The organism is Pseudomonas sp. MAG733B (assembly GCF_036884845.1).
Lineage (GTDB): Bacteria > Pseudomonadota > Gammaproteobacteria > Pseudomonadales > Pseudomonadaceae > Aquipseudomonas.
On record NZ_CP145732.1, the window covers coordinates 4,977,116 to 4,992,199 of the forward strand.

Consider the following 15,084-nt stretch of genomic DNA (forward strand, 5'->3'; position numbering starts at 1 on the left):
CAGGAAAAACTTGCGTTCGTTGCTGAACACAAATGAACAATCGCAAATGAACAATTGAACAGTTCACCGATTGACAATGAACAATAGTGAACAACACTCTATGGATGTTTTTGCCTCTGTAGGAGCACGGCTTGCCGGCGATGGCGTCTTCAAAATCGCCATCGCCGGCAAGCCGTGCTCCTACAGGTTTGTAGTGTTTGAATGTGATGCAACACCCATAAAAACAATAAAAGCTTGTTCAGAGACTGACTGCCATGGCCGCACCCGCCTCGCCGCTGTCCCACGACACCATCATCCAGGACTCCTGGTCCCGTTGCCGCGCGTTCGGCCTTGATCACCAGAGCGCCCCGGCATTCGATCAACTGCCGGCGGACGGCATCAAGCAATTGCTGGAAAGCCAGCATTCACTGGTGCAAACCACCCACCAGGAAGTGCTGCCGTACTACGAGAACATCCTCAGCAACTCCAATTGCCTGATCATGCTCGCCGACAATCAGGGCCAGGTGCTGACGTCCTGGGGCACCCAGCGTTTCATCGAGCCGAGCCTGACCCGTGGTTTCAGCGCCGGCGCCAGCTGGATGGAGCGTTGCAGCGGCACCAACGCCATCGGCACCGCACTGGCCTGTGAGCAGGCGGTGCACATCGAGCACGATGAACACTTTCTCAAGGCCAACCGTTTCATGACCGGTTCCGCCGCACCGATTTTCGATGCCGAGCGCAAGGTCATCGCGGTGCTCGATGTGTCCAGCGACAGCTACCTGCCGCCGTCCCACACCCTGGGCATGGTCAAGATGATGAGCCAGACCGTGGAGAACCGGCTGATCCTCAACCTGTTCCATGGCCAGCATTTCCAACTGACGTTCAACACCGGCCTGAACAACCTCGACAGCCAGTGGGCCGGGTTGCTGATTTTCGATGAGAGCGGCCAGGTGCTTTCGGCCAATCGCCGCGCCGACAATCTATTGGGCATTCGCCTGTCGCGAGTCAGTGTCGAAAGCCTGTTCAAAGTCTCGCTGCTGGAACTGCTGAATCAACCTGAAGGCCTGCCCTTCTCGCTGCAGGCTTCCGGGCGCAATCGCTTCCAGTGCCTGTTGAAACGGCCGAAACAGGTTCCGATTCAACCCAGAATCTTCACCGAACCTGCTGTGGCAAACCCGGCACCGGCGGCGATCAGCCTTAATACCCTGCATTTCGGTGACAGCCGCGTGGAAAAAGCCGTGCGCCAGGCCGAGCGCTTGCTGGAAAAAGACATTCCGTTGCTGATCCACGGCGAGACCGGCGTCGGCAAGGAAGTCTTCGTCAAAGCCTTGCATCAGGCCAGTTCTCGCAGCAAACAGGCATTCATTGCGGTGAACTGTGCAGCGATCCCCGCTGAACTGGTTGAGTCAGAACTGTTCGGCTACGAGAAAGGCGCGTTCACCGGCGCGAATCAGAAAGGCAGCATCGGCCTGATCCGCAAGGCTGACAAAGGCACACTGTTCCTCGACGAAATCGGCGACATGCCGCTGCCGACCCAGGCGCGTTTGCTGCGTGTGTTGCAGGAGCGTTGCGTGCAACCGGTGGGCAGCAGCGAGTTGTTCCCGGTGGACATTCGGATCATTTCCGCGACCAACCGTTCTTTGCGCGAGCAGGTGCAGTTGGGGCGCTTCCGCGAAGATTTGTACTACCGCATTGGCGGCCTGACCCTGGAACTGCCGCCGTTAAGAGAACGCAGCGACAAAGAGGCACTGTTCAAACGTTTGTGGGAACAGCATCGCGAACCGAGCCAATGGGCGGGGCTTAGCCGCGAGGTGCTGGAGCTGTTCAGCCGTCACCCGTGGCCGGGAAATCTGCGCCAGGTCAGCAGCGTGATGCAGGTGGCGCTGGCCATGGCCGAAGAACAACCGGTACGGCCGGAGCATTTGCCGGATGATTTTTTTGTCGATCTGGAGATGGAGCCTGTGGACACGCCCGAGCCGTTGGCCGTGGATCTGAATGATGTCGAGGATTTGAACCGGCAGTTGCAGGCGGCTGGGGGGAATATTTCGTATCTGGCGCGGCGGTTGGGGGTTAGTCGCAATACCCTTTACAAGCGGTTGCGTCAGTCAGGCGATTGATCGTTCCCACGCTCCGCGCCGCTAATGTCCGATAAATTTTTTTCAAAGCTGAAGGCAGCCGTGGGCACCTGTAAGCTTTGTTCGTTTTGGCCTTCGGTGTTCAAACTGTTCGATGCTCAATCCAAAGTAGGCATAGTTCACTGTTTCCATTGCTTGAGTTGAATCGCTCTCAGTTGGCGCCGCATACATGGTCATCCAGACAGTGCCAATTACTAGAAGGTTGGCTCGGCATATATCGCTGACGCGGTACCAAGTGCGCGCAGACCAATAAGCACGACCACCACCATTACCAGCCCCGCAACAATGGCTACACCGAACCCTGCCCGCGCGCCATAGACGTCGATGATCAGGCCTGAAAGTACTCCACCGAGCGCTACGCCGATGCTGATGCCTGTCGTCATCCACGTTAGTCCTTCGGTGATCCTGGACGGAGGAACAATGATAGTTCCCAGATTCATCACGATGACCATCGTTGGCGCGAACGACATGCCTGCCACAAAGAGCATTCCCGCAAGGATGTAGACGTCCGGTGAGAAAATGGGCAATACAGCTGTGACTGCCGTTACCAATATCCCGATAAAAAACTGCTTTTCAATCGCCAGGGAAATCCTTAACGCTCCGAATGTCAGGCCCGCGATCATTGAGCCGAGCGCATAGGCTGCCAAGATGAAGCTGGCGGACGTTGGCCAGCCTTGTGCGTTGGCGAAGGCAACTACAGCCACATCGATTGATCCCCCAATAACACCCATCGCTAGAAGTGCCAGAACGATGGTGCGAACGCCGGGGATAAGTAAGGCCGAACTTGCGTTCCTCCTGCTGCCCGCGACGACCTTCGGTTCTGTCTGCCGCTGCAGAAGAAAAGCAGTCACACCGATTACCAGGAGCAATACGGCAACAAGAGGTCCGGCTTCGGCGAAGAAGCTGATGCTCAGAGCAATGGCGAGTGGTGGGCCGATAATAAAGGCGAGTTCAGTTAGAACAGTGTCCAGTGAGAAGGCCGTGTGTAGTTGCGGCTTGCCACGGAAAAGCTGTGTCCAGCGCGCTCTTATCATGGCAGGCATGCTAGGCATTGTGCCTGCCAGTGCCGCAAGAATAAAAAACAGTACCGCTGGGGCCCGCATGTAGACAGCAAGTATCAGCGTCAGCAACATACCAATGCTGAAGGCAGTCACAAAGGGCAAAACCCGACTCTGACCTCGCTGATCGACGAGTTTCGATATTTGCGGGCCGATCAGCGCATTCGCCAATGTAAAGGTACCTGCGACAGAACCAGCCAGCCAATAAAGGCCCGTCTGCTGCACCAACATAGTAATGATGCCGATGCCGATCATTGCCTGTGGCAGACGAGCGATGGAGCTCGCGATGACTAACCCCATGACACCGGGGGTTGTCAGAAGTTCGCGATAAGGATTAGCCATGATTTCTCCAGTTTTTAATTCGACGCTGATAAGTATTCCGCTGCACGTGACGTAAACAATTGGATGCGGTTTACCGGCGACAAAAATGTCGATTTGAGCAAGCATACAAGAAGGTAGTTACAAAACTTGCAACAGCCCCACTTGCATGCCGGCTAGTGTCTGTAAAGCTAATGCTCAATCATCCTTGCAAGTGCTCGATCAAATGCTTCAGCCAAGTGCTCGCGATTACTGACATCAGCCATCATGGACAGATGCCCGCCCGGAACAGAAATAGAACGAATAGCCAAATCAGGTAATCGTTCTCTCCACCCGCCTACCATATCAACCCGAGGCAGACTCGAACGCTCACGATCCGCAGCGTAGAAATGATAGAGATTGATCGGTAATGGCACGGGCTTATAGGCGCCGGCAATTTGTGAAAATTGATAAATGGCCTGCCATTTGACTGTTTCCAGTGAGATGTCTGCGTTTAAATCATAACCTCCCAGTTCCTGGGCTTTTCTTATCAGCTTACCAAACTCATCACACTCACTTAATATATCGAATTCATGACGCTCCGCTTCGGAAACCATCGCCTTAACATGATCAATAAAATAGTGATTTATATCTTGATTCTTATAAAGCAACTTATGTGGCGCCGGAACATCAATAAATCCTAAAAACTCAACGCTGGCATCTTTGCACATAAGCGCATGGGCGATGGCGTAAGCGAGGATTCCTCCAGAAGAATATCCCGCAATCCGATAGGGCCCTTCAGGCTGAATCGCCTGGATGAGCGGTACCATTCTTTCCGCCATAACCTCCATTGAGCGAGGAAAAGGTTCGCCAATGGCCGACCACGGCAACACATGGATCGGGCAGCTCATCCGGATCTGTTGTGCCAGAGAAATAGCATACGAATAATCAGCTAATCCCGAAGGAACAAAAAAGACCGGAGACTCAGTCCCGCCACTGCGCACCGTGATCGCTCCGACATGCCGATTAGGCAAAGGAGACTGTGCGATTTCAAAGGCAAGGCTAGTCATACGCGGGTGTTCAAAAATGTCGCTCAGCGAACACTCCAAACCATAACTCCTGATTTTTTGCATCAGCTGGATGGCCATGAGCGAATGACCGCCGAGGGCGAAGAAGTTGTCATGGCGCCCCACCTGTTCAACCCCGAGCAACTCTGACCAAAGCGCTGCCAGGATAGTCTCAGTCTCACCTTGTGGGGCCTCATAGGCCGCATGGGCAAAGGCCTCCCCCTCAGGGACAGGCAATGCCCGCCGATCAAGCTTGCCGTTAGGCGTCAGCGGCAAGCTTTCAATGAGCACAAAGGCAGACGGCACCATGTAGTCGGGTAAACGTTCACTCAGATAATCACGCAGTCGTCCTGCAAGCGGTAAACCCGCCTCGGAGTAGGCCTTGAATATAGAGGCATCATTGTCCGAGACTGGCTGAGCCACCACATAAGCGACCAGTCGCTTGTCGGTGTCTACGCCTTGCACCTCCACAACCGCCTCGCGGATGGAGGGATGCTCGGTCAATCTGGCCGCGATTTCGCCCGGCTCAATCCTCAAGCCCCGGATCTTGACCTGGTCGTCATTGCGGCCCAGGAACACCAGGTTTCCGTTCGACAGATAACGGGCCAAATCCCCCGTTTTATACATACGCGCGTCAGGCTTGCCTGCAAAATGATCGAGCAAGAAACGCTCGTCCGTCAGTTCGGGGAGGTTGAGATATCCACGTGCAACACCGCTCCCGCCGATACACATCTCACCCACCGCACCCATCGGAACAGGCTCGCCATGCGCGTCCAGAAGGTAGATGCACGTGTTTGAAATCGGACGGCCTATAGGAACAGGATCAACATCATCAGACGAACAGCGATGGACCGCAGCCCAGACCGTCGCTTCCGTCGGGCCATATTCATTGAATAATTCAATGGCAGTAAATGCTGAAGTCACATCCTGAATCAGCTTCGCAGGACACAATTCACCCGCCACGATCACCTGACGGAGTTTTCCATATCCGAGTTGGGCGACTTGCGGCAGAACCAGTCTTGCGAGAGACGGCACAAGCAGCACCGATGTGACGCTGTTTTCAATCAAAAGACTGCTGATAATTTGTGGATCTATGACTGCTTTGGTGCCTGGTAAACACAAAGTACCACCGGTTGTTAACGTTCCAAAGATGCCTGCCACGGAACTGTCAAACGCCATCGATGACAATAGTAAAAACACCACATCGGATCCCGGTTTATAGACCGTGGTTCTTGCCAGTGTCGATGCAATCAATCCACGATGTTCGATCATGACGCCCTTGGGCTGTCCGGTTGAACCCGAGGTGTAGATGATATAAGCGAGGTTGCGGGGTGTAAGGCCGGGAATCTGGAAATTGGCATCAGCCTCCGTCAACACCCCTGCCTGGGATTCATTGGGATCTAGCACAATATGGGTCTGCAACGCCTCACCCAACACTTGCCGCCCGGCCGCATCGGCCAGCACCAGGGCCGGCGCCGTATCGGCAAGAATATAAGTCAGTCGATCTCCCGGATAGGCGGGATCAAGCGGCACATAGGCGCCACCCGCCTTCAGGATCGCCATAAGGCCAACAACCATCGCTGCAGAGCGCTCGACACAGATCGCCACCCGCTGGTCTGGTCCAACACCCAACTCGATCAGCCGATGTGCCAGTCGATTTGCCCTGACATTGAGCTCACCGTAACTGAACGCCTCCCCCTCAAAGATCAGTGCCGTCGCCTCTGGACTGAGCGCAACCTGCGCCTCAAATAAATGATGAATGCACAAATGATCCGGGCAGGATGCATCCGTCGTGTTCAACGTCTTGAGCAGCAATGTACGCTCAGACGCAGGCAGAATGTCCAGCTGTCGAACCGGGCGGAGCGGCGAGCGTTCCAAGGTCTGCGCCAGACTTTCCAAGGCCTGCTCCATATAGCCACACACACGATCGGAATCGAACGGAGTGACCACTTGGGTCGTCAACCCCAGCGAGTGACTGAAATCTTCCACAGACAATGTAAACGGATAATTGGTCCGCTCTTGTTCACTCAAGAACTCGACGCCGGGCATTTGCTGCATGGTTTGAACAATATTGTCCGCACCAGACAGATCATTGTGCCGATAGTTGAGCAATGCGCTGAACAGTGGCGTACCGGTAGCGACCCCACTGCACCTTTGTGCCAGCGCCAGTGAGGCATGCTCGTGAGCGAGCAACTCAGCCAATCGAGCATGAGCCCGCTGGACACTCCCGGCGGTATCAATGCCACCTGAGTCCAATCGGATCGGTAGAGTGTTGATGAACATGCCCATGGCTCGATCTGACCCATCTCCCGCTTGCATGCGTCCAAACAACACCGTACCAAACACGACCTGTTCCTGACCGCTGGTGCGTGCCAGTACTTGAGCAAAGGCAACGTGACACAGACTGGCGAGACTCACATTCAATCGCCTCGCCTGCGCCCGCAGCCGATCATTCAGTTCGGCCGAAACCATGCGGTGGGTCTGCCCCACCTGCGCGCCGTCCAGATGTACTTCCGCCAATCCAAATGGAAGCGTCGGCTCTTCTACATCAGCCAGCATTGATTTGAAGAAACGTTCATGCTCCTGCACGCTCTTGCCCATACGCACCTGAGCGATCAGGTTGCGGAACGGCTGAGGCGATGGCAGTTTCTCCCCACATCCGGAAAGGAAGGCTTGTACTTCGTTATAAAAACACTGCAATGAAGAAGCATCATCAATCAAGTGATGCTGAAGTTGCAGCAGAACAAAACGGCCTTCGACAGGATCATGGGCAACAATAAAGCGCAGCACCGGTGCCTGGGTCAGGTCAATTCGGTGGCAGCATGAATCAAAGCGCCGGGAAAGCTGTTCGGTAATCGGGCCATCTGCCGGATCAAGAACAACATCAGTGACTGAGAGTGGAGCCTGTCGCCAGACCACTTGCGCGGCGCGTGACATCCCTTCCCAGACAAAGGCGGTACGCAAAATGTCGTGACGGTCTACCACTTGTTGAACTGCGCCGAGGTATCGCTCCAATGTTTCACGATCAGCAAAGGTCATCTGGGCCACCAGCAAATAGGGGTCGCCTTCTTTAGCCAGCATGTGGTGGAACAGGATGCCGTCCTGCATCGGTGAGAGTGCATAGATGTCCTGGATGTTGGCTGCCCCGCCAGGAACCTGTGAAACGATCAGGTCGACGTCCGATTGGCTGAGTTCAATCAACGGCAACAGTTCGGGCGTGATTCTGGACGTGTCAGGCGTGATCAGGTTGGGCGGCACCATCACCTCACTGTGTTGGCCAAGCGTGCTAGCCAGCACCAACAACACGGGCGTCTGGAACAGATCACGCACAGCAAGGCTCAAGCCCTGGCGGCGCAACCGCTCGATCAACCGCACAGCCAAGAGTGAATGGCCGCCGAGGGCGAAGAAGTTGTCGTGGCGACCGACCTGTTCAACGCCAAGCAGTTCTGACCAGATCCTGGCAAGGATGACCTCTATCTCGCCTAACGGCGCCTCGTAGGCCGCATGGGCAAAGGCCTCGCCCTCAGGATCCGGCAACGCTCGCCGATCAAGCTTGCCATTACCCGTCAGCGGTAAGCTTTCCAGGCGTACAAAGGCAGACGGCACCATGTAGTCAGGTAAACGGCCACTCAGATAATCACGCAGTGTTCCCGCCAGCGCCAACCCAGCCTCAGAGCCTACCGACGTGTCATGAACATCCGACTGCGCCACTAAGTAAGCAACCAGGCGCTTGTCGGCCTTCTCGCCTTGTGCCACCACCACCGCCTCACGGATGGAGGGATGCTCGGCCAATCGGGCCGCAATTTCACCCAGTTCAATCCGGAAGCCGCGGATCTTGACCTGATCGTCATTACGGCCAAGGAACGCCAGATTGCCGTTCGGAAGATAACGGGCCAGGTCTCCCGTTTTATACATCCGCGCGCCAGGCTTGCCGGCAAAAGGATCGAACAAGAAACGTTCTGCGGTCAGCTCGGGACGGTTCAGATAGCCACGCGCAACGCCCGCACCGCCTACGTACATTTCACCCACAGCCCCCATCGGAACAGGCTGGCCAAACGCGTCCAGAAGATAGAGAGTCAAATCAGGCAGGCGCTTACCGACCCCGCTATCGTCTTGTTGCGCATCGGATGAAGTCAGCGGATACCAGGTGACGTGAACCGTGGTTTCCGTGATCCCGTACATGTTGACCAATTTCGGAGCCGACTCGCCACGCACACCATACCAATCGCGCAAGGTCGACGACGGTTGTAGCGCTTCGCCGCCAAAGATGACGTAACGCAGCCGATCCGATGACGGTTGTACATACTCCATCAAGGCGGTAAAGGCGCTCGGGGTCTGGTTCAGGACGGTGACGCCCTGTTCACAAATCAACTGGTAGAACGCCTGCGGAGAGCGGGTAATGGCATGAGGAACCAACACCAGCGTGCCGCCATAACGAAGGGCTCCCCACAGTTCCCAGACAGAGAAGTCGAAGGCAAAAGAATGGAACAGGCACCAGATGTCGCTGTTCGCAAAACCAAAGGCGGCGTGGGTCGTATCGAACAGACGCACCACCTGGGCATGCTCGACCATGACGCCTTTTGGCTGCCCAGTTGAGCCCGAGGTATAGATGATATAAGCGAGGTTGCTGGGGGTAAGCCCGGGAACTTCAGGATTGGCGTCCGCCCCGATCAACACTTCAGCCTGGACCTCATCGGGATCGAGCACGGTATGAGCCTGCAAAGCACTCCCCAGCGCCTGGCGCCCGGCCGCATCAGCCAGCACCAGGACCGGCGCGGTATCCCCAAGAATGAACGCCAATCGCTCCCCTGAGTACTCCGGATCAAGCGGCACATAGGCGCCGCCCGCTTTCAGGATCGCCATTAGGCCAACAACCATCGCCAGGGAGCGCTCGACACAGATTGCCACCCGCTGGTCGGGCCCCGCTCCCAGTGCAATCAGCCGATGTGCCAGCCGGTTAGCCCTGGCGTTGAGTTCGCCATAGCTCAGAGACTCTTGCCCAAAGACCAGTGCCGTTGCCTCAGGACTGCGTGCAACTTGCTCCTCAAATAGATGATGCATGCACAGATGAGCTGGGCAGGACTCCTCCACCGAGTTCCACGTCTTGAGCAACAATGTGCGCTCGGACGCATCAAGCAGGTCTATTGTGGCTACAGTCTGGCTTGCATCCCTGGTCATCTCGGCAAGGGCGGTCTTCAGATAACCTACATGACGCTCAATCGTGACCGAATCAAACAATGCAGTCGCATAGCCAAGAGCACCAACGATTCGATCGCCCGCTTCGGCCAGGTTCAGCTCCAGATCGAACCGCGCTACATCATAGGAAGAACCAACCGGACTGACTTCAAGGCCGGGAAAGGCCCATTGGCCTGCATCATGGTTTTGCCAGGCAAACACCACCTGAAACAGTGGCGTATGGCTCAATCGTCTTGGCGGCTGCGTGATTTCCACCACCTGTTCAAATGGCAGATCCTGATGATCCTGGGCCTTGAGTGCCCGCTCGCGTACTTGAGCAATGAGGTCGGCAACGGTCGGGTTTTCGCCAAGATCAATCCGCAGCGCCAGTGTGTTGACGAAGAAACCGATCAGCGGCTCAATGTCGCAATGGCCCCGGTTGGCACTTGGCGCTCCGATCACAATATCGTCCTGCCCCGACAGACGTGACAGTACAGTCGCCCAGGCCGACAACAGTGTCGTGAACAGCGTCACCCCTTGCTGCTGGCTAAAATGCTTGAGAGCAGTTGTCAGCTCTGCACTTAGTTCGATCGGCACAGAGGCGCCTACAAGGGATTGCTGCTCAGGCCGCCGTCTGTCTGTAGGCAGGGCGAGCAGCGTTGGTGCATCGGCCAGAGCCTGCTTCCAATAAGCCGCTTGCTCATTCAAGCGCTCCCCCGACAGCCATTGCCGCTGCCAGGCGGCATAGTCCGGATACTGGATTGCAAGCGGCGGCAAGGGACTGGCCTGATGGTTTCTGAAAGCCGTATACAGCGCACTTAGCTCAGGCAAAAGTATGCCGAGCGACCAGCCATCCGAGACGATGTGGTGTTGTGTGAGTAGCAATACATGCTTATCAGCAGATGAGGGGACAGACACTCGGATCAGGCAAGCCCGGATCAGTGGCCCCGCAGCGAGATCAAAGGGGGCGCGAGCCTCTTCGGTACAAAGCCTTGCAAGCTCGGCTTTTGCGCCCGCCCCAGGGAGATCAATCCGACGCAATGGCAAACCTTGATCACAGGCCAGCAGACGCACTTCGACCTCCCCCTCTTTGGTGACAAAGACCGAGCGCAATGCCTCATGGCGCGACCACAGTGCATCAAGGGCCTGCTGCAAGACCGTCAGGTTCAACTGGCCACATAATCTCAGAGCCAAGGGGATGTGATAGGCATCGCTGATTCCACTATCGAGTTGCGCCAGAAACCACAGTCGCTGCTGAGCAAAAGACAGCGGCAAGGACTCATCGCGAGAAATTGCCCTGATCGATGCTCGCGCCACAGCGCCAGCGTTGCGCTGAGCCTCAATCGCCAAAGCCACAGCCTTGAGCGTTGGAGAGGCGAACAAGGTTGCCAGAGGTAATTCAGCCCCAAACGATGCGACGCGACTGACCAGCCGCACGGCCATGAGCGAATGGCCACCAAGGGCAAAGAAGTTATCATGGCGACCGACGTGTTCAACGCCAAGCAGCTCTGACCAGATCCCGGCAAGGGTGACCTCTATCTCGCCTAACGGCGCCTCGTAGGCCGAATGGGCAAAGTCGCCCTCCTGCGGAACAGGCAACGCCTTGCGATCAAGCTTGCCATTGGCCGTCAGGGGGAAGCTTTCCATTCGCACAAAGGCAGACGGCACCATGTAGTCCGGTAAACGGCCACTCAGATAATCATGCAGCGTTCCCGCCAGCGCCAAGCCAGTTTCAGAAGCTACTTCCTTGTGCTCAGAGACATCAGTTTCCAGAATCTCGGACTGAGCCAAAACATACGCGACCAGGCGCTTGTCGGTCTCCTCGCCTTGCGCCACCACCACCGCCTCGCGGATGGAGGGATGCTCGGCCAATTTGGCCACAATCTCACCCAACTCAATGCGGAAGCCGCGGATCTTGACCTGGTCGTCATTACGGCCAAGAAAAACCAGATTCCCGTTCGGAAGATAACGGGCCAGATCCCCCGACCTGTACATCCGCGCGTCAGCCTTCCCCGCAAAAGGGTCGTGCAGGAAACGTTCTGCGGTCAGTTCGGGACGGTTCAGGTATCCGCGCGCAACTCCCGCCCCACCGATATACATCTCACCCACCGCCCCCATCGGAACAGGCTGGCCATGCGCGTCCAGAAGATAGAGGTTCAAATCCGGCAGACGTTGACCGATCACGCTGTCGGCTTGTTGTGCATCTGATGACGTCAGAGGGTAATAGGTGACGTGGACCGTGGTTTCCGTGATCCCATACATGTTGACCAGTTGTGGGACAAATTCGCCACGCACCCCATACCAGTCGCGCAGGGTCGACGGCTGCAGCGCTTCGCCTCCAAAGATGACATAGCGCAGCCGGTCCGATGACGGATGTACGTACTCCATCAAGGCGGTAAACGCGCTCGGCGTCTGGTTCAAAACGGTGACGCCCTGCTCACAAATCAACTGGTAAAACGCTTGCGGAGAACGGGTAATCGCATGCGGGACCAGCACCAGCGTCCCTCCATAACGAAGGGCTCCCCACAGTTCCCAGACCGAGAAGTCGAAGGCAAAAGAGTGGAACAGACACCAAACATCACTGGCCTCAAAACCAAAAGATGGATGTGTCGTGTCGAACAGACGCACCACCTGAGCATGCTCGACCATGACCCCTTTGGGCTGTCCGGTTGAACCCGAGGTATAGATGATATAGGCGAGGTTGCTGGGGGTAAGGCTGGTGACTTCAGGATTGGCGTCAACTTCAGCGTGGACATCACCAGGATCAAGGACGGTATGAGCCTGCAAAGCAGCCCCGAGCGCTCGGCGTCCCGCCGCGTCAGCCAGCACCAGGACTGGAGCCGTATCTGCAAGAATGAACGCCAGCCGTTCCCCCGAATATTCCGGATCGAGCGGCACATAGGCACCGCCCGCCTTCAGGATCGCCATCAGGCCAATAATCATCGCAGGGGAGCGCTCGACACAGATCGCCACAAGCTGGTCAGGTCCAACACCCAAGGTAATTAACCGATGGGCCAGCCGATTAGCCCTGGCGTTGAGTTCACCATAGCTGAGCGCCTCCCCCTCAAAGACCAGTGCCACTGCCTCAGGGTTGCGCGCAACTTGCGCCTCGAATAAATGGTTAATGCACAGATGATCCGGATATTTAGACATATTCTTCACCTTTCCCTCCTGGAAGCGAAAACTCCACTTTTATCGATTAATTGCACCTAAAATCGGACCTGTGCAAATTCTATAAAATATTGTCCATTGAACCACGTCTTTGGTTTTCCGTTACGACCTCACCATTGGCAAAATAGCGAATAAGGCAAAATCCTACTCATACGCAAGAAAGTTCCGACAATAATTACAAGCAGGCTATGTTCATTCATCACCTACGAATGCTAACAACTTAAGAGACTCAACCCCAAACACTTATATATGAACACCGGACTCACATAAGCACTAGAAGCTATTTTTATTCCCCGTCAAGATTTACCGCACTGCTCATACCGAATGGCTTATACCAGCAACACCTAAAGACACTAATATTTCCCAGACCAAGGATAGTTACCATTTTCTAAATATCCTGAGCACTGAAAATTATTAGTTACTTGATTTTTTTACCACAACGACTGCAGCAGAAAAAACAACTATAAAAAAATCACAACTATTTAATAACCACTCAGAATGTAACCCTCGACAAGATCTAAAGATAACGCAACACTGTTTTAATTAAACACTGATAAAAACAATGTATTTGCCATCCTAAAATCAGGAGTTAACCGAAGAACATCAAATAAAAACATGTCCTTATTTTATGAAATGCGCCAAGCGCCCCCTAATCGGCATAGGGGACGGACTTCATAGTCCGTACCCCTGCCACACCACCCGGCATGCGGGTCCGCACCGGGCGGTTCGAGAAATTGAGGTCAGGAGAGACGTGGTAGTCCCAAGCGGTCGAACCATGCAATATCAAGCACTCGGTTCATTTCCATACGGCTGTTACGCCACCAACTGCGCGAGTTTCCCGCAACTCTGCGTGCGCTTTCCTCGCGCGCACCCAGTGCTCGCAGCTCTCTGTAGATCGTCGTTCCACGCTTCCAGTGTTTGAGTTGGATAGCTCGGAGTCGATGTCGTATCCATTCGTCCAGCTCTCGCCAGACTCGCGGGGCTTGCGACAATCCAAAGTAAGCTTTCCAACCCAGCAGATAAGGATGCAGGCCGTTCACGACTTGCTGCATGCTACGACCGACTGAGCGTCGGGTACATTCGCGTATCCGCTTCTTGAATCGCTGCTGCGCTTTGAATGAGACGGCTCGCTTGGCTTCACCTTGGTAGGGCCAAAAGGCATACCCCAGGAACTTGCGACCGAATGCGCTCGTCACTGCACTCTTGCTCGTGTTGACGCTCAGGTGCAGCTTTTCATACAAACGCGTCAGCAAAGCCATCACCCGTTGCCCCGCCTTTTGACTATGAACATACACATTCGCATCGTCGGCATAGCGCACGAAACAATGGCCTCGGCGTTCAAGCTCGCGATCTACTTCGTCCAGCAGCACATTCGCCAGCAACGGCGACAGCGGGCCGCCTTGCGGCGCCCCGCAACGGCTTTTCTCGATCACGCCATTGATCAGCGTTCCCGAATCCAGATAGGCGCGGATCAGTCGGATTACCGCCCGATCCGCGATCCGTTTACGGAGACGATCCATCAGAATGTCGTGATCGACCCGATCGAAGAATTTCTCCAGATCCACATCCACCACTACTTTTCGACCCAAGGACACGTAGCGCTGAGCCGCCAAAACGGCGTCCTGCGCGCAGCGCTCCGGACGAAAACCGTAGCTGTGCTCACTGAAAGTCGGATCGAGGAGTGGCTGCAAGACTTGCAGCAGCGCTTGTTGGATCAAGCGGTCGGTGACCGTTGGGATACCCAACTCGCGCTCACCGCCGTCAGGTTTGGGAATGACCACACGTCGTACTGGACTGGGCCGGTAGACACCTGAAAGAAGCTGTTCACGAATCGCCGCCCACTGGGTCAGCAAGTGTTCGGCGGTCTGTTCAATATCCAGACCATCGACGCCCGCTGCCCCCTTGTTGGCCTTGACCCGTTTCCACGCCCGCTTCAGGTTTTCTCTCGCAAAGGCCCATTCCAGCAGCCCTTGCCCCGCGTTATCGGGTTCATCTTGCGGGCGATTGACCTCGTCGCTGATGGGACTTCTCACGGTTTCACCGCTCGCTATCTCCATCCGCCCCGCGTTTGGCAGGCATCTGACTTCCGGTTTCTCGCATCAACATGGCCTATAACGCTTTCTCTCGTTCGGCCCTTCGTCAAAAAAAAAGAAGACTACTACGGCCTCTGCTGACTTCTCGCTCCGGCTGGCGCCGTCGCCC

General features: G+C 55.6%; 4 protein-coding genes. 1 reads left to right on the forward strand and 3 read right to left on the reverse strand.

The window, feature by feature from the left end:
• The first annotated feature begins 254 nt into the window (after nt 1-254).
• Nucleotides 255-2,096: a sigma-54-dependent Fis family transcriptional regulator gene (locus V6Z53_RS22815; protein WP_338581896.1), complete on the forward strand. Its 1,842-nt coding sequence runs from the start codon at nt 255-257 to the stop codon at nt 2,094-2,096.
• Between the two features lie 212 nt (nt 2,097-2,308).
• Here the strand turns inward: V6Z53_RS22815 and V6Z53_RS22820 are convergent, their stop codons facing one another.
• The 3 genes from V6Z53_RS22820 to ltrA all read right to left on the reverse strand — a co-directional run bounded on the left by V6Z53_RS22820 (nt 2,309) and on the right by ltrA (nt 14,915).
• Nucleotides 2,309-3,514: an MFS transporter gene (locus V6Z53_RS22820; protein WP_338586550.1), complete on the reverse strand. Its 1,206-nt coding sequence runs from the start codon at nt 3,512-3,514 to the stop codon at nt 2,309-2,311.
• Nucleotides 3,515-3,681: 167 nt separating this feature from the next.
• On the reverse strand, nt 3,682-12,864 hold the full coding sequence (locus V6Z53_RS22825) for an amino acid adenylation domain-containing protein (RefSeq protein ID WP_338581897.1): 9,183 nt from the start codon (nt 12,862-12,864) through the stop codon (nt 3,682-3,684).
• Nucleotides 12,865-13,622: 758 nt separating this feature from the next.
• A complete protein-coding gene (ltrA, locus tag V6Z53_RS22830) occupies nt 13,623-14,915 on the reverse strand; it encodes a group II intron reverse transcriptase/maturase (protein ID WP_338581898.1) in 1,293 nt (430 codons plus the stop codon).
• Nucleotides 14,916-15,084: the final 169 nt, after the last annotated feature.